The sequence below is a fragment of the Azonexus sp. MM2026_4 genome, assembly GCF_055901855.1.
The window spans coordinates 2,747,364-2,763,920 of the sequence record NZ_CM148380.1 but is presented as its reverse complement, the minus strand read 5'-3'; the positions used below and the strand labels follow the sequence as shown (position 1 = coordinate 2,763,920).

Annotated in this window: 20 protein-coding genes and 1 riboswitch; of the genes, 2 read left to right on the top strand and 18 right to left on the bottom strand. The window is 65.8% G+C overall.

The genetic code is table 11. From position 1 onward, the window contains the following. Positions 1-222 precede the first annotated feature (222 nt). The 15 genes from AC0KWY_RS13050 to AC0KWY_RS12980 form a co-directional block, all read right to left on the bottom strand. Complete coding sequence (locus AC0KWY_RS13050; protein WP_474025927.1) at positions 223-954, bottom strand: cobalamin biosynthesis central domain-containing protein; 732 nt, start codon at positions 952-954, stop codon at positions 223-225. Beyond that, complete coding sequence (locus AC0KWY_RS13045; RefSeq protein ID WP_474025926.1) at positions 951-1,424, bottom strand: GNAT family N-acetyltransferase; 474 nt, start codon at positions 1,422-1,424, stop codon at positions 951-953. The genes AC0KWY_RS13050 and AC0KWY_RS13045 overlap by 4 nt, the downstream gene beginning before the upstream one ends. Then, the gene (gene cobI, locus AC0KWY_RS13040; protein ID WP_474025925.1) at positions 1,417-2,211 is read right to left on the bottom strand and encodes a precorrin-2 C(20)-methyltransferase; all 795 of its coding nucleotides are present in this window, start codon (positions 2,209-2,211) and stop codon (positions 1,417-1,419) included. The genes AC0KWY_RS13045 and cobI overlap by 8 nt, the downstream gene beginning before the upstream one ends. Then, positions 2,204-2,560 (bottom strand): antibiotic biosynthesis monooxygenase family protein, encoded by a 357-nt coding sequence (locus AC0KWY_RS13035; RefSeq protein ID WP_474029728.1) that lies wholly within the window; start codon positions 2,558-2,560, stop codon positions 2,204-2,206. The genes cobI and AC0KWY_RS13035 overlap by 8 nt, the downstream gene beginning before the upstream one ends. A 5-nt stretch (positions 2,561-2,565) precedes the next feature. Beyond that, positions 2,566-3,870 (bottom strand): precorrin-6y C5,15-methyltransferase (decarboxylating) subunit CbiE, encoded by a 1,305-nt coding sequence (gene cbiE / locus AC0KWY_RS13030; RefSeq protein ID WP_474025924.1) that lies wholly within the window; start codon positions 3,868-3,870, stop codon positions 2,566-2,568. Then, positions 3,867-5,018, bottom strand: coding sequence for a cobalt-precorrin-5B (C(1))-methyltransferase (locus AC0KWY_RS13025; protein ID WP_474025923.1), 1,152 nt, complete (start codon positions 5,016-5,018; stop codon positions 3,867-3,869). Before AC0KWY_RS13025 ends, cbiE begins: the two co-directional genes overlap by 4 nt. Next, on the bottom strand, positions 5,015-5,686 hold the full coding sequence (locus tag AC0KWY_RS13020) for a precorrin-8X methylmutase (protein WP_474025922.1): 672 nt from the start codon (positions 5,684-5,686) through the stop codon (positions 5,015-5,017). The genes AC0KWY_RS13025 and AC0KWY_RS13020 overlap by 4 nt, the downstream gene beginning before the upstream one ends. A gap of 12 nt (positions 5,687-5,698) precedes the next feature. After that, complete coding sequence (locus AC0KWY_RS13015; protein WP_474025921.1) at positions 5,699-6,607, bottom strand: sirohydrochlorin chelatase; 909 nt, start codon at positions 6,605-6,607, stop codon at positions 5,699-5,701. After that, positions 6,604-7,413 (bottom strand): precorrin-4 C(11)-methyltransferase, encoded by an 810-nt coding sequence (gene cobM, locus AC0KWY_RS13010; protein WP_474025919.1) that lies wholly within the window; start codon positions 7,411-7,413, stop codon positions 6,604-6,606. The genes AC0KWY_RS13015 and cobM overlap by 4 nt, the downstream gene beginning before the upstream one ends. Positions 7,414-7,453: 40 nt before the next feature. After that, a complete protein-coding gene (locus AC0KWY_RS13005) occupies positions 7,454-8,284 on the bottom strand; it encodes an energy-coupling factor ABC transporter ATP-binding protein (protein WP_474025918.1) in 831 nt (276 codons plus the stop codon). After that, positions 8,284-9,015: a cobalt ECF transporter T component CbiQ gene (gene cbiQ / locus AC0KWY_RS13000; protein WP_474025917.1), complete on the bottom strand. Its 732-nt coding sequence runs from the start codon at positions 9,013-9,015 to the stop codon at positions 8,284-8,286. Before cbiQ ends, AC0KWY_RS13005 begins: the two co-directional genes overlap by 1 nt. Beyond that, a complete protein-coding gene (locus AC0KWY_RS12995; RefSeq protein ID WP_474025916.1) occupies positions 9,005-9,337 on the bottom strand; it encodes an energy-coupling factor ABC transporter substrate-binding protein in 333 nt (110 codons plus the stop codon). Before AC0KWY_RS12995 ends, cbiQ begins: the two co-directional genes overlap by 11 nt. Then, positions 9,334-10,011 carry an energy-coupling factor ABC transporter permease gene (locus tag AC0KWY_RS12990; RefSeq protein ID WP_474025915.1) on the bottom strand — a complete coding sequence of 226 codons (678 nt, stop codon included), beginning with the start codon at positions 10,009-10,011 and terminating at the stop codon, positions 9,334-9,336. The genes AC0KWY_RS12995 and AC0KWY_RS12990 overlap by 4 nt, the downstream gene beginning before the upstream one ends. Positions 10,012-10,129: 118 nt before the next feature. Further along, positions 10,130-10,336: riboswitch (cobalamin riboswitch) on the bottom strand. A 100-nt stretch (positions 10,337-10,436) separates the two neighbouring features. Then, positions 10,437-10,652: a hypothetical protein gene (locus tag AC0KWY_RS12985; RefSeq protein WP_474025914.1), complete on the bottom strand. Its 216-nt coding sequence runs from the start codon at positions 10,650-10,652 to the stop codon at positions 10,437-10,439. Continuing rightward, positions 10,652-11,389 (bottom strand): sulfite exporter TauE/SafE family protein, encoded by a 738-nt coding sequence (locus AC0KWY_RS12980; RefSeq protein ID WP_474025913.1) that lies wholly within the window; start codon positions 11,387-11,389, stop codon positions 10,652-10,654. Before AC0KWY_RS12980 ends, AC0KWY_RS12985 begins: the two co-directional genes overlap by 1 nt. An 83-nt stretch (positions 11,390-11,472) precedes the next feature. Between AC0KWY_RS12980 and AC0KWY_RS12975 the strand changes: the two genes are divergently transcribed. After that, entirely contained in the window at positions 11,473-12,387 is a 915-nt protein-coding gene (locus AC0KWY_RS12975) for a LysR family transcriptional regulator (protein ID WP_474025912.1), read from the top strand. 233 nt (positions 12,388-12,620) lie between these two features. Then, the gene (locus AC0KWY_RS12970) at positions 12,621-13,484 is read left to right on the top strand and encodes a hypothetical protein (RefSeq protein WP_474025911.1); all 864 of its coding nucleotides are present in this window, start codon (positions 12,621-12,623) and stop codon (positions 13,482-13,484) included. An 85-nt stretch (positions 13,485-13,569) separates the two neighbouring features. Here the strand turns inward: AC0KWY_RS12970 and AC0KWY_RS12965 are convergent, their stop codons facing one another. The 3 genes from AC0KWY_RS12965 to AC0KWY_RS12955 form a co-directional block, all read right to left on the bottom strand. After that, positions 13,570-14,934, bottom strand: a complete 1,365-nt coding sequence (locus AC0KWY_RS12965; RefSeq protein ID WP_474025910.1) for an IS110 family RNA-guided transposase — start codon at positions 14,932-14,934, stop codon at positions 13,570-13,572. Positions 14,935-15,191: 257 nt separating this feature from the next. Continuing rightward, the gene (locus AC0KWY_RS12960) at positions 15,192-15,866 is read right to left on the bottom strand and encodes a DsbA family oxidoreductase (RefSeq protein ID WP_474025909.1); all 675 of its coding nucleotides are present in this window, start codon (positions 15,864-15,866) and stop codon (positions 15,192-15,194) included. Next, complete coding sequence (locus AC0KWY_RS12955) at positions 15,863-16,552, bottom strand: HD domain-containing protein (protein ID WP_474025908.1); 690 nt, start codon at positions 16,550-16,552, stop codon at positions 15,863-15,865. The genes AC0KWY_RS12960 and AC0KWY_RS12955 overlap by 4 nt, the downstream gene beginning before the upstream one ends. Positions 16,553-16,557 lie beyond the last annotated feature (5 nt).

Sequence of the window (16,557 nt, the reverse complement as noted above, 5' to 3'; positions counted from 1 at the left end):
CTCCCTTTCTTTGCTTCGCCAAAGAAAGGAAGCAAAGAAAGGCGACCCCCACGTTCGCGCCGGGCCGTCGGCCCGGTTCCCTGCGCTGCTCGACCGGCCGGGCGGTTCGCAAAACTCGCCTGCGGCTCAGACATTGCGAACCGACTGCCCCCGGCCGACCTGCGCTGCTCGGCGCTCGCGAGGGGGGAAGTGGCGCTCCGTGGCTGCGCATGCGGTGGTCTTTCATGGGCGATAGATCACGCGGCGGCCGGCCAGTTGAGCCGTGTAGCTTGCCGGCATCGCCCGTTCGCTGATCCACAGCACGGCGGCGTAGCGGTCAACGTCAACTTCCTCCAGTTTTGCGAAGCGCGTCACGTTGGCCGGCAGCGGCCCGCTGCGGCCGTTGGCGTGGCTTGCCCACCAGTCCGGCGAGCCGGCTTCCTGAACGAGGGCGACCGGCTCGTCGTTGACCATCGCCGCGCTGCAGCGCACCAGTTCGTTGTGCGTCGCCTCGAAGCTCCAGCCGAGTTCGCGGCCGAGGATGTCGACGCCGATGGTTTCGCGCGCGTCGGACGCGGTGGTCAGCACCGCCTGGGCGCCGAGCGCGGCGGCGAGGTGGCCGGCGAGCTGGTTGGCGCCGCCGAGGTGGCCGGAAAGGACCGGGATGGCGAATTTGCCGGCTTCGTCGACGACGACCACCGCCGGGTCGACTTCCTTGCCCTTCAAGTGTGGCGCGATCAGGCGGACGACGGCACCGAGCGAGACGATGGCGACGATGCCGTCGAAAGCGGCGAACAGCGCCGGCACCTGCTCGCCGACCTTGCCGGTGTAGCAGTGGGCGGCGCCGGGCGCGGCGGCCTCGGCTTCGGCGCGGAATTTCTCCGGTGCGAACAGTTGCGCGCCGGGCAGCGCGGCGACGACCCGGCCGGCCAGCGCGATACCGTGTTTGGTGATGGAGACGACGGCAAATTTCATTCAGTTGCTCCGACAAGGTCGGGCGCGCGGCGCATCGGGACGTAGCGCACGCCATTCCGCTCCTGTACTTCTGCCGTCGCGACGAACCCGAAGCGTTGATAGACCGGTACGGCAAATTCGGAGGAGTTGACGGTGACTGTTGCCGGTACGGGCAACTCGGCCTGGATGGCACGCCATAGACTGCGGGCGATCCCTCGGTGATGCGCGTCCGGGCTGACGAAGAGATGGTGCAGATGAGCCGGGCGGTGCAAGGTGATGACGCCGAGCAGACAGCCGGCTTCTTCTATCGCCAGACAGACGAACTCCGGCTTGGCCAGCAACTCGGCGATGGCAGGTGGGTGAAAGGTCGCGAGGAAAGGCTGGACGCTGGCGGCTGCGGCATCGGCAACAAAATAATGACTCAGCTTGCCGATCAGGGCCGCAATCGCTTCGGCATCGGCCGGCGTACACCTGCGGATTGTTTCAGGCAATTGTCACCTCCTGGCGCTTGCGGCAGCCCCGGCGCAACTCGCCGCGCACGCGTTTGGGGTTCTGCACCAGCAGCAGCGACAGGTAATTGACCTTCTCGCCCTTCAGGCTGGCGACGTCGCGCACGATGCGTTCTTCCGGCGAGCCGACTTTTTCGATGAACACCGAGGTCGCCAGCAGCTCGCGGCGTTCGAGCAGGTCGATGACCTCGTCGAGCAGCGGCTTCACTTTCAGCAGCGCCAGCGTGTCGAATTCGTCGAGCAGGTAGTTGATGACCTCGACGCCGTAGGCGGCCGGGATGATGGCGAAGGTTTCGTCCTCCTCGGCGAGCGTGACGCCGGTGGTCGCCGCGGCGGCGGCGAAGGAGGAGACGCCGGGAATGGTCTCGACTTCGACCTCAGGCGCCAGTTCGCGCACGACGCGGGCGAGGTGGCCGAAGGTGGCGAAGGTCGAGGCGTCGCCTTCGACCAGGAAGACGAGGTCGCGGCCGCTGGCGAGCAGTGCTACGGTCTGTGTTGCGGCGCGCGCCCAGGCCTTGGCCAGGATCTCGGCGTCGCGCGTCATCGGGAAGACCAGTTCGACCGCGTCGGCCGGCACGGCGATGCCGCCGCGCTCGACGATGGCCAGTGCGTAGGACGATTCCTCGGCCTTCTTCACCGGGTACAGCCAGCGCGCGCCGGATTGCAGCGCCGCCCAGGCGCGGCGGGTGATCAGTTCGGGGTCGCCGGGGCCGAGCGAGGCGCCGATGAGTCGGCCGAAATTCGGGCCGTAGTGTTTTCGTTCACTCATGGTCTTGTCTGTTGAGTGAGCGATCTTTCGGCTCGCTGCCCGGAAGCTGGGATAGTTTGCCGTCGCCATAAGTTCGGACGACTTCTGAAATGATGACCTGGTATCCGTCGAGCCAGTTCGCCTGCGCAGCTTTGGCCTCCAGGTGAGCGGGATGTTGCATCAGCGCCTGTAGCGCCTCGAGCGATTCCCAGTAATAGACATTCAAGACGAGGCCCGATGCCGCGTTTTCCCATGCTTCTTCACCCAGGTAGCCCGGCGTTTCCTTGGCGGCTTGCGCAATGATTTTGTCCAGACGATAAAACTCGTCGTCAAAGGGCTTCGCGGCAAAAATAAAACTTGATGAGTACATGTGTTTCAACTTTCTCCATCTGCGAGAGATTTCAGCTTTCTAGCGGGCGATTGTGCCGTCACCACCCACACCGGGTTCTGCGCCGCCATGCGGTGCATGTCGAGAATCGGCTGGCTGCGGCTGGCCTGCAGTTGCACCACGTCCCAGCCGGCGCCGACGGCCTTGAGTGCGCTCGTCGCCGTCGCCAGGTTTTCCAGCGTGACGAAATTCATCACCAGCCGGCCGCCCGGCTTCAGGCGGGCGAGGATCAGGCGGATCAGTTCGTCCAGCTCACCGCCCGAACCGCCGATGAACACCGCGTCCGGGTCCGGCCAGGTGTCGAGCAGCGCCGGCGCCTTGCCTTCGCCCAACGTGTAGTTGCCGATGCGGAAGCGCTCGGCGTTGGCGCGCGCGTTGGCGGCGTCGGCGGCGTTCTTCTCGATCGCCCAGACATGGCCCAGCGGCGCCAGCCCGGCGGCTTCGAGGCCGACCGAACCGGAACCGGCGCCGATATCCCAGACCACGCTATCGGCCTTCAGGCGCAGTTTGGCCAGCGATAGCGCGCGCGCCTCCTGCTTGGTGATCAGGCCCTTTTCGGGCGAGCGCTGGAGGTAATCGAGGTCGTCGCGGCCGAAGACCGGCGCGGCGTCCAGCGAACGCTCGATCAGCACGACGCTGGGGTCGGAAAATTGCCGATGGGCGACGTCGACCGCCGACAAATCGCAGGCCACCATTTCATCCGCCAGCAGCAGCCGGCTGGCCACCGACAGGCGGACTTCGTCGCCGTAGCCGGCGGTGATCAGCGCCCGTGCCAGCCGCGCCGGGTCGTTGTCCGGGCCGGTGAAGGCGAAGACACGGCGGTTCAATGCAACCGCCCGCAGCAAGGGGTAAAGCCCGTGCGCCGGCGTCGCGCCCAACTGCCATTCGCCGGCGTCCTGGCTGTGGCAGGAAGCGATGGCCACGTCCTGCCAGGGTTTCTGCCAGCGGGCGAAAGCGATCTGCAAGGTCGAAGGCGCCGGCAGCACGCAGACGCCGGCGCCGCCAATCTGCCCGAGCAGGTAGCCGCCAATGCCGTGGCAGAGCGGGTCGCCGGTCGCCAGCACGGCGACCGTCTGGCCGGCGGCGCGCGCCTCGGCAATCCAGCCCGGCACGCGCGCGAGCGCGCCGTCCATGGCGCGCAGTTCGGCGTCCGGCAACTGCGTTTTCAGCAGGTCGAGCGTGCGGCCGACGCCGATCACCAGCCCGGCCCCGCTCAGCGCCTGGCGAGCGGCGTCGCCGAGGCCGGCCCAGCCATCATCGAGGATGCCGACGATGAAAACCTCAGCACTCATAGCGCTGCCTCCTCATCGACGCGGCAAATGAAATTGCCGTCGAAATCGCAGACCAGCACAGCCAGCCGGTAACTGCCGGGGTATTGGCCCTTCAGCGCGCGGATCGCCTTCTGCGCCAGTTGTTCATGGAAGGCCACCGACAGGCCGAGCGTCGCCAGGCGTTCGGCGGCGAAGCGGGCGGTTTCGGCGGCGCGGATTTCCTCGACCAGTTCGTCCGGCGCGCCGACTTCGCGCGCCGAGTCGGCGAGGATGTCGCGGTCGACCTCGGCCTTCCAGGCGTGCGTCACGGCCAGGCCCTGGCACATCTTGGTCAGCTTGCCGACCATGGCGCCGATGTAAACCTGCGGCAGCTTGCGCTTGAGCGCGCTGGCAAAGGCCGCCTTGACGAAGTCGCCCATCTGTACGAAACAGGATTCGTCGAGTTCGGGCAACTGGCGCATGGCGAATTTCTCAGTACGCCCGCCCGTCGTGAACACCACGCTGGTCTGCCCCTGCTTCGCCGCGACATCGACCGCCTGCACGACGCTGGCGCGGAAGGCGGCGGTCGAGTACGGGCGGACGATGCCGGTGGTGCCGAGGATGGAAATGCCGCCGAGGATGCCGAGACGGGCGTTCAGCGTCTTCTTCGCCATCTCGTCGCCGCGGGGCACCGAAATGCTCACTTCCAGGCCGTCGTGTTCGAGCAGCTCGCCGGCCACGGCGCGCACGTTGTCGAGAATGTTGCGGCGCGGCACCGGGTTGATCGCCGGCCCGCCGACTTCCAGCCCCAGCCCTTCCTTGGTCACCACGCCGACGCCGACGCCGCCCTTGAGCACGATTTCGCCGGCGCGGTGCGGCAGCAGGCGGACGTCGGCGGTCAGGTGGGCGCCGTTGGTCGCGTCGGGGTCGTCGCCGGCATCCTTGACGACGACGGCGTGCGCCAGCCCGGCGGCTTCCTCGACGCTGCCGTCGAGCACCGGAAAGGCCTGGTCCTGGCCGTTGGGCAGGCGGCTGACGATGCTCTCCGGCACTTCACTGAGCAGCAGCCCGAGGCTGGCGGCGCGCGCCGCCGCCGCGGCACAGGCGCCGGTGGTGAAGCCGGTGCGGTTGCCGCGCGCGCGCTTGCCGTCGCCCTTGCGGACCTTGGCGGGTTTTTCGGCGGCGCTCATGCGGCCTTTTTCTGTTCCGCTTCGGCCAGCGACAGCATCGCGTGGATCGCCGCGACGACCAGCGTCGAGCCGCCCTTGCGCCCCTTGATCGCGACCCAGGGCACTTCATCGACCGTCATCAGCAAGTCCTTCGATTCGGCCGCCGAGACGAAGCCGACCGGCATGCCGACGACCAGCGCCGGGCGCACGCCTTCCTCGCGGATCAGGCGGACCAGTTCGATCAACGCGGTCGGCGCATTGCCGATGCCGACGATGGCGCCGTCGAGCTGGCCGAGGCGCTGCGCCTTGCGCATCGCCTGCACGGCGCGCGTCGTATCGGCGGCCTTGGCCGCTGCGATCACATCGGCGTCGGAAATGTAGTGGTGCGTGCTCAGGCCGAAATGCTGCAAGCGCGGCTTGGACAGGCCGACGCAGATCATCTCGACGTCGGCGACGATGGGCGTGCCGCCCTTCAGCACCGCTTGCATGCCGGCCTGCATGGCATCGGGGTGGAAGGCGGTGAGGCCGTTGAACTCGAAATCGGCGTTGGCGTGGATCATCCGCCGCACCAGCGGCCATTGCTCGGCGCTGTAGGCGTGCGGGCCGGCCTCGGCGTCGATGATGGCGAAGGAGTCGTGCTCGATGGCGCGGCCGGCGGCGGTCAGTTGTTCGGTGACGGTGTTGGACATGCGGTTTCCGGGTCAGGCGTGGCTGTGGGCGCAGCCGTGGTGGGCGTGCTCGTGCGCATGGTCGTGGCCATGGGCCGGGCTGGCGATGGCGGTGTGGCTGTGGTCGTGCAGGTGCTCGGCCTCGGCCAGCTCGCGGTACTTGCAGCCGTCGCATTCGAGCAGGCCACCGGCCAGCGCGTCGGGCGACACACGGGCATCGAGCAGCGCGAAGATGCCTTCGTCGAAACCGAAATGCTGGCCCAGCGCAAAGGCCAGTTGCGGGTACTGCTGGCGCAGGCGGGCGACCTGCTCGCCGATGCGCTCAATAAGCACGCCGGTGAACAGATAGACCGGGATGATGGCGATCTGCATCATGCCCAGCCGTGCCTGCCGCTGCACGATGGTTTCCAGACGCGGCCAGGTGACGCCGGTGAAAGCCAGGTCGACCAGTTCGTGCTCGTTTTCCTCGTACAGCCAGCGCGCCATCTTGGCCAGTTCGCCGTTGGCGCCGACATCGGAGGAACCGCGGCCGAGCAGGACGACGCCGGTAGTCTGCGGGTCGGGCACGGCCAGTTGCTTCATCAGGTGGTCGAGCTGGCCTTGCAGGACGGCAAACAGCTCGCGCCCCATGCCGAGGTGGCGGGTGACGATGAACTGCACCTGCGGATGCCGCGCGCGCGCCGCTTCCACCGCCGCCGGCAGTTCCATCTTGACGTGACCGGCGGCGTTGAGGATGAAGGGAATGGCGACCACCGTGCCGGCCCCGGCGGCGGCGCGGTCCAGGCCTTCGTCGAGCAACAGGTCGGCGTGCTCGATGAAGCACACCTCGATGCGCCAGTCCGGGTGGCGGGCCTGCCACTGCGCGGCGAAGGCTAGGGTTTCCCGGTTGCCGTCGCGGCCGCGCGAGCCGTGCGCAACGAGCAGGTAGGTGGTGGATTTCATGAGCTGGACTCCGGAGAAAGTTCGGGGGAAAGGCTGGCGCGGCGGAAGCGGTGGGCAAAGGCCGGGTCGTAGAGCTTGGAGCGGATGAGGTCGGGCCAGTCGGCGGCGCCCAGCGTCGGGCTGGCGACGATCATCGCCTGGCTGCCGATCTTCGCGGCCTGGCAGCGCTGCTTGATGTCGGCCAGGGTGCCGCGCACGATCTTTTCCTCGCCCGGCCAGCTCGCCTTCTGGACGACCAGGATAGGCGCGTCCTCGGCCCAGCCGGCGGCGCGCAGCGCGTCCTGCACCTTGTGCAGGAGCGTGATCGACAGGTAGATGCACAGCGTCGTCTGGTGCGCGGCCAGGGCTGCGAGTTCCTCGCCCGGCGGCATCGGCGTGCGCCCGGCGACGCGGGTGAGGATCACCGTCTGCGTCACTTCCGGCAGGGTCAGCGTCTCGCCGGCCGCCGCCATCGAAGCCATCGCCGACGAGACGCCGGGGACCACCGCCCATTCGATGCCGGCGGCGGTGAGCGGGCGCGTCATCTCGATCAGCGCGCCGTAGAGGCCGGGGTCGCCGGTTTGCAGGCGGACCACGGTTTCATGCCGGGCGGCGGCGGCGAGCAGCCAGTCGGTCATTTCCTCCAGAGTCATGTCCTTGGAGTCGCGGATGTCGCAGCCGGCCGGCGCGTACAGCGTCGCCGCCTGATCGACCAGCGAACCGGCGAAGAGCACGGCACCGGCCTGTTCGAGCAGCTTGCGCCCCTTGACGGTAATCAGGTCGGGATCGCCGGGGCCGGCGCCGACAAACCAGATCTTGCCGCTCATCGGCAAAATCCCACGGTCAACCGCAAAAATCGGCCAAATTTCATCGAGCTTCCTCCAGGGAAAGTTGCGCCAGCAGCGCGTCCAGGCTGCGGGCCGGTGTGCCAGCGGCGATGCCGCGCGCGGCCAGCGCGCCTTGCAGCGCGACGACCGCCGGCAGCGGCTGCCCGGCCTGGCGCAGCGCCTCGGCCTGCGCCGGCAGTTCGGCGGCGGCAAAGGACGCGAGGCAGCGGCCGGCGGCAAGCAGATGGATGTCGTCGGCCCAGCGATAGGCGAAATCGACGTCGTGCGTAGACAGCACGATGGTGATGCCCTGCCCCGCCAGGCGGTCGAGCACGGCCAGCAACTCGTGCTGCATGGCGGCGTCGAGCCCGGCCATCGGTTCGTCGAGCAGCAGCACCTCCGGCTGCATGGCGAGCACGCCGGCAATGCACACGCGCTTTTTCTGGCCGAAGCTGAGGTGATGCACCGGCCGCTTGGCCTGTTCGCTCATGCCCACCGCCGCCAGCGCCTCGGCGACGCGACCGCGCACCGTCGCCTCGTCGAGGCCGAGATTGAGCGGGCCGAAGGACACGTCCTCGACGACGCTGGCCGAAAACAACTGCCGGTCCGGGTTCTGGAAGACCAGCCCGACCCGCCGGCGCAAAGCGGCCAGCCCGGCGCGGCTCATGTCGAGCGGCGCGCCGGCAAAGCGCAGGCTGCCGGCGCTCGGTTGCAGCAGGCCGTTGCAATGCATGAGCAAGGTGGTCTTGCCGGAGCCATTGGCGCCGAGCAGCGCATTGCGGCTGCCACGGCGGATGGCCAGCGAACAGCCGTCGAGGCCGAGGCTGCCGTCGGCGTAGCGGTGGCTGAGCGAAACAGCTTCGAGCAACATCAGGAGGCCCACCGCGCCAGGATCAGCAGGCCGCCGCCGGCCAGCACGGCGAGCGCGGTGTCGCGCCCGGTGTGGGCGAACTGCGGCGTCAGGAAGCGCAGGCTGCCGTCGCCGTTGCGCGCCAGCGCCGCCAGATGCAGCGCCTGCGCGCGCTGCCAGACCTGCAGCGCCAGGTTGGCCGTGAGTTGGCCGAGCGAGCGCAGGCTGTGGCGCAGCGTCGCATCGCCCAGACGCGCCTGCTGCGCCGTGCGCACCTCATGCACCGCCTGCGAGAAGACGAAGAGCATGCGGTAGCAAAGCACCATCAGGTCGAGCAGCACGGCCGGGCAGCGCAGGCGGCGCAGCAGCGCGATCAGGTCGGACAGCGGCGTCGTCAGCACCAGCCCGAGCAAGGCCGCCAGCGCGGCGAGCGAGCGGCCGGCGAGCGCGGCGACCTGCGGCCAGGCTTCCGGCGCCCAGCGCCAGCCGCTGTCGGGATCGACCGCCACCAGCAGCCCGACGCAGGACAAGCCGAGAAAACCCGCCGCCGGCGCCGCGACGCGCAGGTAGAGGCCCGCCGGCACGCCGGCACCGACGCAGGTCAGCACGGCGGAGCACAGTGCCAGGCGCAGCGCTGCCCCCGGCGACACCGCGGCAAAGGCCGCCAGTAGCCCGGCCAGCGCGAACGCCGCCTTGGCCGCCGGGCTGACGCCGCGCCAGCGGTTGGCGTAGGCCGCCTGCTCAATCAGCATGCGGCGCCTGTGCTTCGCCTTGTTTGCGCAGCTTGTCGCGGGTTACCGCGCAACCCAGCCAGTAACCGATGACGCCGGCCCCCAGCGCCGCCTGCAAGGCAAACAGCAAGGAGGCGATCTCGCCGCTGGCCGGTTCCAGTAGCGGCTCGAACCAACGCTGGTAGCCCGGCGCGACGGTAGCGATGGCCTGCTGCGCCTTGTCGTCGGCGCCGCCGAACAGCTCGCCGTCGGCGCCGCCGATGCCCAGATAAGGCACCAGCCACAGCGGCAGCACGGTCAACAGCACAACGGCGGCCAAAATCAACAGATTCTGCTTCTTCATGCCTTGCCCCCGTTTCCGGCAAACAGCGGCAAGCCTTGCAGTTCCTGAGCGTTGAAGCGGGTCAGGGTATTGACCACCAGCACCGTCAGCAGCCCTTCGCTGATCGCCAGCGGAATCTGCGTGATCGCGAAGATGCCGCCGAACTTGAGCAAGGAGGCGGCAAAACCGCCGGCCGGATCGGGAAAGGCCCAGGCCAGCTGGATCGCGGTGGTCAGATAGGTGGCGAGATCGCCCAGGCAGGCAGCAGTGAACACGCAGACGGCGAGCGACAGGCCGAGCCGGCGACCGAGCCGGAACAGCCCGGCGGCGACGAAAGGCCCGACGATGGCCATCGAAAACACATTGGCGCCCAGCGTCGTCAGCCCGCCGTGCGCCAGCAACAGCGCCTGGAACAACAGGACGACGAAGCCGACCGGCACCATCGCCAGCGGCCCGAACAACAGCGCGCCGAGCCCGACGCCGGTGGGATGCGAGCAACTGCCGGTGACCGACGGCAGCTTGAGCGCGGAGAGGACAAAAGCAAAGGCGGCGGCAACGCCGAGCAACATGCGCTGCTCCGGCTGCGCCTGCAATTGCCGGCGCACCGAATGCACGCCCCAGGCAAGAAACGGCGCCGACGCCAGCGACCAGCCGATGGCATGGTCCACCGGCAAAAAACCTTCCATGATGTGCATGACTTCCTCCCCGAAGCGATGAAACCCCCGGGGAAAATCAGCACGAATCGGAGAAGGTCAGGGCGTGCCCAGCACGCGCGCATCTGTCTCAGAACCGCTCTCATCACCCCGGAGAATGGCACTACCTGGCTTTGAGGTCGGTCTTCTGGCTCGCCGTCATCCTTCCCTGCACCTTCCCGTGTGCGAACACACAGTGGCAAAAACAGGGTCGTCAGGCTTACAGCAGCGGGGGCTGCGCCGGAATTGCCACGCAAGGTGACGCACCGGCTTCCCGTTTAAACCCGATCCGCAATGCGAAACGGGTACCTGAAAGCGGGGCCGATTCTAACACCGGCATCATGGCGAAGGAAACCGCAGGCGGGGAAAAGCCGGTTTGCCCACCCGTTTCGGGAAAATGGGGACGGGCTGGATGGCGATTGACGCAGTCATGAGCGAGGATCGAACGGTACCAGCAGTCCCGCGCGCAGTTCATCGAGGAGGCTGAGGAGTTCGGCAGCAAGCAACCACTGCGTCAGATCGACGAAAGCGGGATCGCCATCGCCCAATCTTTGCCGCGCGGCGGCCTCCACACCCAGCGCCATACGGTAAGCCCGCTCCAGGGCCTGCGCCGGCGCTTCCCGAGCGCTCGCCTTGGGGATCATCACAGGGCCCGGCTCAGCATGATCGAGCCCAGCGCGACAAAAACCCCATAAAGCGCGCGCTGAAACTGGCTCGGATTCAACCGCCCTCGCAGTCGGCCACCCATCCAGAGGCCCAGAAAGGCGGCGACCAGGGCCGTGGCGCAGCCGGGAAGGTTGGCGAGCAGTTCCTCCGCGTTGGCCGTGCCAAGCCGGATGCTCAGCGCCACGGTGGCAATCATGAAACTGATCCCCAGCCCTTGCATGAACTCCTCCTTGGCCAGGCGCAGCGACTGCAGGTAAGGCACCAGCGGCATCACGAACACGCCGGTCGCTGCCGCGACCAGACCGGACAAGGCACCGACGAGCGCTGCGGTCCACCGGGCTTCTGCGCGCATTTCCGGCAGGCTCGGCTTCCACAGACCCCAGATTCCATAGGCGATCAGCACGACAGCGAGGATAGCGGTGGCCCGACTTCCCGCCGTCTCGATGCTGGCGAGCGGGCTGTAGAGGGTGAGCAGCGCCAGGCAAGCCCACAGGGGCCAGAAATTCCGGGCCAGGCGCCGCCAATGCGGACCGAAGCACTGCGCGATATTGGTCGCAAACGAAGGCAGGACCATGAGCATCGCGGCCTTGGCCGGCGCCATCAGCAAGCTGAGCAGCGCCATCGAAATGGTCGGCAGTCCCAGCCCGGAGATTCCCTTGACCACCCCGGCGGCGAGAAACACGGCAGCAATGATCAGATACGTTTCGGTGTCCATGTCTCGATGATCAGCCAGAGGATGGCGCCTGTCGATCACAGCTTGGCGGTGGTAACCTCTGCCAAAACCGAAGGATGACGACCATGCCGCTCAACCGATCCGTCTTGCCGCATCGTATTTCCACTTACGACCTGCACGTCTTCGCAGCCATTGCCGAGGCCGGATCGATCACCCGTGGCGCAGAAAATGTGCATCTTTCGCTGGCCGCCGCCAGCACGCGCTTGCAGAAGATGGAGCATGCCCTGGGCACGGCGCTGCTGCAGCGCTCGAAACACGGCGTCAAATTGACCGACGCCGGGCGGACGCTGCTCAGGCATGCGGGCCGGCTGGAGCGCGAACTGGAGATGCTGCACGCCGAAATGGCCGCCTTCGCGCACGGCGTCCGCAGCACCGTCCGGGTGCTGTGCAATACCGCCGCGATGACGGAATACCTGCCGCCGCTGATCGGCCGCTTCCTTGTCGAACACCAGGCGCTTGATATCGATCTGCGCGAACTGGGTAGCCAGGATGTGCTGTCGGCGATGCGCCAGGAGCAGGCCGACATCGGCATCGTCGCCAACTACGTGCGGACCGAGGGGCTGAACACCCGTTTCTTTCGCGAGGATCGGCTGGTGGCGGTATTTCCTACCGCGCAGTGCCCGCGACAGAAAGCCAGTGTGCCATTCGCCGACCTCCTGCAACATCCCTTCGTCGGCCTGCCGTCCGAAAGCGGCCTGAGCCGCTTCATACAAAACCAGGCCATCCAGTACGGGCGCGGCATCCACTACCGCGTGCGGGTACGCAGCCTGGACGCGGTAGTGAGCCTCGTCGCGGACGAGGTCGGCATCGCGATCCTTCCCGAGACCACCGCCCGCCGCCTGACCAGCCCGAAAATCGATTGGCTGCCGCTGGCAGACCCGTGGGCGAACCGGAAACTGCTGCTGTGCACCGCCAGCGACGCGACCCTGGCAGGCCCGGCGGCGGCGCTTCTGGATTTTCTGTCGGGGGCGGTTCGGTAGGGGGCGTGCTTGCAGATGATTTCCATGAAAGGCTTTTGGTGACGCTGGAAATCGGCCGGCGTGCCGCTCTTCGTCTTGGGTGCATTGGAACCTTGATATTCCATATGGTTCACGGCACGATCCGGGCATGAAGATGTTTTTTACAGCACCGTTAGGCGTCAGAGGAACTCTTGGCTACTCGTTGCATATTCTGCAAGCGCGACTCATCAGGTTCACGCAGCGTTGAGCACATCATGCCCGAGTCAATCGGAAGTAAGAGACGCATCCTCCCATCGGGGGTTGTCTGCGACAAGTGCAACAATTACTTTGCGCGAAAGGTTGAACAGCCGGTACTGAATCATTCGTGGATGAGGAACCTTCGAGCTTGGCATCAGGTTCCAAATAAAAAAGGCACCTACCCGTCGATGCTTGGTTACATTGCTAGCTCTGAGATTCAGGTTAACTGGCGTCGCGGACAGGATGGCCAACCGCTGCTTTCTGCAGAAAACCAAAGCGACAGTTCCCACTTGGCAAGGACCATTGCTGGAGGCTTCGAGCAGCCGCTTATCTTCACAATCGAAGACAATCCCCCACCAAGAGAAATGTCGCGGTTTCTGTGCAAGATGGCGCTGGAGGCCGTCGCTGAAGTATTCAGTGCCGAGCCAGGAAAGATAGAGCACCTAGTAGATGAACCTTTCTTCGACAACATACGGGAGTATGCTCGCCGTGGTATGAACTTCAAAGAGTGGCCGTATTCGCAGCGTCGAATTTTTCCTCTAGACACTCTGATGCGTCATCCGGAGACTGATCAATGGGTTCAGGCGGGATTTGGCTGTTGCCTCTTCATGAACAAACGCCAGGAAACGCTATTTGCGTTCGTCTTCTACGGCGTTGAGTTTGTTGTCAATGTCGGTGGGCCATCCATAGCCGGCTATCAAGAATGGCTGCGGCTTCACAATGACATTAGCCCGCTTATTGAGCGTCTTGGTTGTCTGCTGGTTGTTGAGGGTGAAGGCGATTCAAGAGTTCATTACTTACACGGCAGCTTCAATTCGAACGCGGGCTTGCAGTTCGACAAAGCACATGGCTACCATCAGTTCCGAAGCACTAATGCCTAAAGCTGTGTTCGAAGCAACCTGCGCAAAAAGCCGCGCAGGAACCTCTCAAGAAACACCACCCAAGTGATTGATTTTAATGAGTGACTCAAGCGAGCTGTTCGGAGGCAACGAGTTTCATACCCATTTTTTCGGCACGCTGCGCCAAATGGCGGAGTACCCGTTGGCGGTAGCGTTCCTCGTAGTAATCCTGTCCTTGATCGGTGTATTCCTCGCCCTTGGTCAGGATCGTATAAATCAGGCGGGCCAGCTTGTGAGCTGCTGCGGTCACGGCCTTGGGCTTGTCCATACGAGCGCACATCCGCCGGAAGTAGGCGCCCAAAGCCGACTGACTACTACGCAGCGCCGCGGCGGCCAGCCGCAAGGCCTGGGCCGCCCGGTTTGCGCAGCGCTTGGTCTTGCCGCTCATGACCTTGCCGCCAGTAATCTTGGTGCCCGGGCAGAGGCCCAGCCAACATGTGAAGTGCTTGACCGTGGCAAAGCGTGACATGTCCGTGCCGGTCTCGGAGATCACCGCCAGCGCCGTGGTTACGTCGATGCCATCGATGCGCGTCAGATCCACACCACACATCCGGAAGAGTTGGGTACGCAGATCAAACTTCGGTGCGTTGCGGGCACGACCCCGCTTCTTGCCTTTGGCCGGATCGCCGTCATGAACCTGCAAACCTTCGAGTTGCGCCTCGATCTCCCGGTCGCACTCGGTCAGCTGGGTACCGATGAAATCGAAGGCCGCCAGTGCTTGCTTGAGTGCGAACAGGTGCTCGGCACGCCAGTTACCTTGCAGACTCTTGGCAATTTCATCAACGCTGGCCCGAATGCGGACGTTCTTCATGGCGGCCAGCACCCGACCATCACGCTCGCCGGCGACGATAGCCCGCAGAATCTTCTGGCCGGTTTCGCCCACCACATCCGAGATGACGTTGCTCAACTGAATGTTCATCTGGGTCAGCGCCTTTTGCATGTGCTGCACATGCCGCCCCTGACTCTTCAAGAGCATGCCGCGCTGACGCCACAGCGAACGCAAGGCACAGACTTCATCGTTCGGCCGAAACGCCCCACTGAGCAGTCCATAGGTCATGAGTTGTTGCAGCCACTGGCAGTCGAGTACGTCGGATTTGCGCCCCGAGACGTTCTTGACGTGACGGGCGTTGACCAGCAGCACCGTGAAGCCCCGCGTCTCAAGCAGTTCGAACAGGGGAATCCAGTACACGCCCGTCGATTCCATCGCCACGGTATCCACGCCACAACGGGTCAGCCAGTCGGCCAAGGCGTTGAGGTCGACCGTGAAACTGGGAAACTCTCGCACCGGTTCGTCATCCCGCTCCGGCGGCACAGCCACGAAATGGGAGGCGCTGCCAATATCGATGCCGGCGGCGTTGGGGTGGGTGATCGTCAGGGCGGCTCGGGACTTGCCCGGTTTAAGGTTGAGGCTTGCACGATTGCGTTGGGCCATGGCTTGCTCCATCATTCGTTGCGGAAAGTGGTGCCGCATCGGGTACGTCGTCTTGCTCACTCTCTCAAACGGGATATTGGCCCGACGGCTGCGAACCGCCTGACCAATTCACCAATGTCGATGACGTCACCCAGGACCACGCTAACCCGCGGGCAATATGCACCATTGCTACTCCGGTCTTCCGCGGCACCGCTTTCCACCTTGCCACAACGCGCTCGCCGCGTGTTTCTTCGGGGCGATTTGCGGCGCCGACCCGATTACTTCGCTAACCCCTCCATCGCAACCCACGCCTGCCGAATCCCATCCGCCAGCACGCGCGGTTCCTCCGCCCCCTGAATACCTGACTGGCGGGCGAAGACGAAGGTCGGTACGGAGCTGACGCCCCAGCTTCGGGATTCGCGTTCCATTTGCTGGACGGTGGCGGCGTCTTCGTCGGAGTGCAGGTAGGCAAGCACGGTGGCCGGGTCGTGGCCGCAGGTTGCGGCGACCTGGGCGAGGACTTCGGGGGCGCCGACGTTTTTGCCCTGCTCGAACTGGGCCTTGAACAGTCCTTCGACCAGGCCGGCGGCGTCGCCCTGTTGTTGCGCCCAGTGGATCAGGCGGTGCGCCGCCAGCGTGTTGGCGCGCACTTCGATTTTCTCGAAGCGGTAGTCGATACCGAGCGGGGCGCCGATTTCGCGGATGCGCTGCCAGATGCCTTCGACTTGCGCCCGGCTGCCGAATTTCTGCACGAGAAAAGGCAGGTAGGGTTCGCCTGCCGGCGGCGTGTCCGGGTTGAGGAAGAAGGGGCGCCAGCGGATTTCATGGCGGAAGTCGGGCACTTCGGCGCGGAGAAGGTCGATGGCTTTCGCCAGTCGGCGTTGGCCGATGAAGCACCAGGGGCAGACGACGTCGGAGACGACTTCGATGATCAGTGGTTGGTGGTGGCTCATGCGCTTCCCCATTCTTCGAGAAAGCGTGAGACAAAGCTTTCCATGAATTGGTGCCGTTCTTCCGCCAGTTTGCGGCCGCTGGCGGTGTTCATGCGGTCCTTGAGGAGGAACAGCTTCTCGTAGAAGTGGTTCAGGCTGTGCCCCTTGGCGGCCTTGTATTGCTCGGCGCTGGCGTGCATCACCGGCGGCACGGCGGGGTCGTAGAGTGGCCGGCCGGCGTGGCCGCCGTAGGCGAAGCAGCGGGCGATGCCGATGGCGCCGATGGCGTCGAGGCGGTCGGCGTCCTGCACGCACTGGCCTTCCAGCGTGCGCATCGCGGTGTGCACGCCGGCACCCTTGAACGAGATGCTGCGGACGATTTCCACCACTGCCGCGATGACTTCCGCTGGTGTGCCTTCTTCGGTCAGCAGGCGTTCGGCTTCGCGCGGGCCGATGGCGTCGTCGCCGCCGTGGAATTTCCAGTCGGCGATGTCATGGACGAGCGCCGCCAGTTCGGTGATTTCTGGGTCCGCGCCTTCGGCGGCGGCGATCCGCCGCGCCAGCCGGCGGACGCGGTCGATGTGGTGCCAGTCGTGGCCGGAGCCTTCGCCGCTGAATCTGGCCTGGATGTGGGCGGCGACGCGGGAAATCAGGTCGCTCGGTAGCGGGGTCGGCGGTGCGGAGGGGGTTGGCGCTGGGGCAGTCATCGGTG

Bases quoted from the DNA above. Each gene is read 5' to 3' on its own strand.
- AC0KWY_RS13050 (WP_474025927.1), bottom strand. From the start codon at position 954: ATGAAATTTGCCGTCGTCTCCATCACCAAACACGGTATCGCGCTGGCC.
- cobI (WP_474025925.1), bottom strand. From the start codon at position 2,211: ATGAGTGAACGAAAACACTACGGCCCGAATTTCGGCCGACTCATCGGC.
- AC0KWY_RS13035 (WP_474029728.1), bottom strand. From the start codon at position 2,560: ATGTACTCATCAAGTTTTATTTTTGCCGCGAAGCCCTTTGACGACGAG.
- cbiE (WP_474025924.1), bottom strand. From the start codon at position 3,870: ATGAGTGCTGAGGTTTTCATCGTCGGCATCCTCGATGATGGCTGGGCC.
- AC0KWY_RS13025 (WP_474025923.1), bottom strand. From the start codon at position 5,018: ATGAGCGCCGCCGAAAAACCCGCCAAGGTCCGCAAGGGCGACGGCAAG.
- AC0KWY_RS13020 (WP_474025922.1), bottom strand. From the start codon at position 5,686: ATGTCCAACACCGTCACCGAACAACTGACCGCCGCCGGCCGCGCCATC.
- AC0KWY_RS13015 (WP_474025921.1), bottom strand. From the start codon at position 6,607: ATGAAATCCACCACCTACCTGCTCGTTGCGCACGGCTCGCGCGGCCGC.
- cobM (WP_474025919.1), bottom strand. From the start codon at position 7,413: ATGAGCGGCAAGATCTGGTTTGTCGGCGCCGGCCCCGGCGATCCCGAC.
- AC0KWY_RS13005 (WP_474025918.1), bottom strand. From the start codon at position 8,284: ATGTTGCTCGAAGCTGTTTCGCTCAGCCACCGCTACGCCGACGGCAGC.
- cbiQ (WP_474025917.1), bottom strand. From the start codon at position 9,015: ATGCTGATTGAGCAGGCGGCCTACGCCAACCGCTGGCGCGGCGTCAGC.
- AC0KWY_RS12995 (WP_474025916.1), bottom strand. From the start codon at position 9,337: ATGAAGAAGCAGAATCTGTTGATTTTGGCCGCCGTTGTGCTGTTGACC.
- AC0KWY_RS12990 (WP_474025915.1), bottom strand. From the start codon at position 10,011: ATGCACATCATGGAAGGTTTTTTGCCGGTGGACCATGCCATCGGCTGG.
- AC0KWY_RS12985 (WP_474025914.1), bottom strand. From the start codon at position 10,652: ATGATCCCCAAGGCGAGCGCTCGGGAAGCGCCGGCGCAGGCCCTGGAG.
- AC0KWY_RS12980 (WP_474025913.1), bottom strand. From the start codon at position 11,389: ATGGACACCGAAACGTATCTGATCATTGCTGCCGTGTTTCTCGCCGCC.
- AC0KWY_RS12975 (WP_474025912.1), top strand. From the start codon at position 11,473: ATGCCGCTCAACCGATCCGTCTTGCCGCATCGTATTTCCACTTACGAC.
- AC0KWY_RS12970 (WP_474025911.1), top strand. From the start codon at position 12,621: ATGCCCGAGTCAATCGGAAGTAAGAGACGCATCCTCCCATCGGGGGTT.
- AC0KWY_RS12965 (WP_474025910.1), bottom strand. From the start codon at position 14,934: ATGGCCCAACGCAATCGTGCAAGCCTCAACCTTAAACCGGGCAAGTCC.
- AC0KWY_RS12960 (WP_474025909.1), bottom strand. From the start codon at position 15,866: ATGAGCCACCACCAACCACTGATCATCGAAGTCGTCTCCGACGTCGTC.
- AC0KWY_RS12955 (WP_474025908.1), bottom strand. From the start codon at position 16,552: ATGACTGCCCCAGCGCCAACCCCCTCCGCACCGCCGACCCCGCTACCG.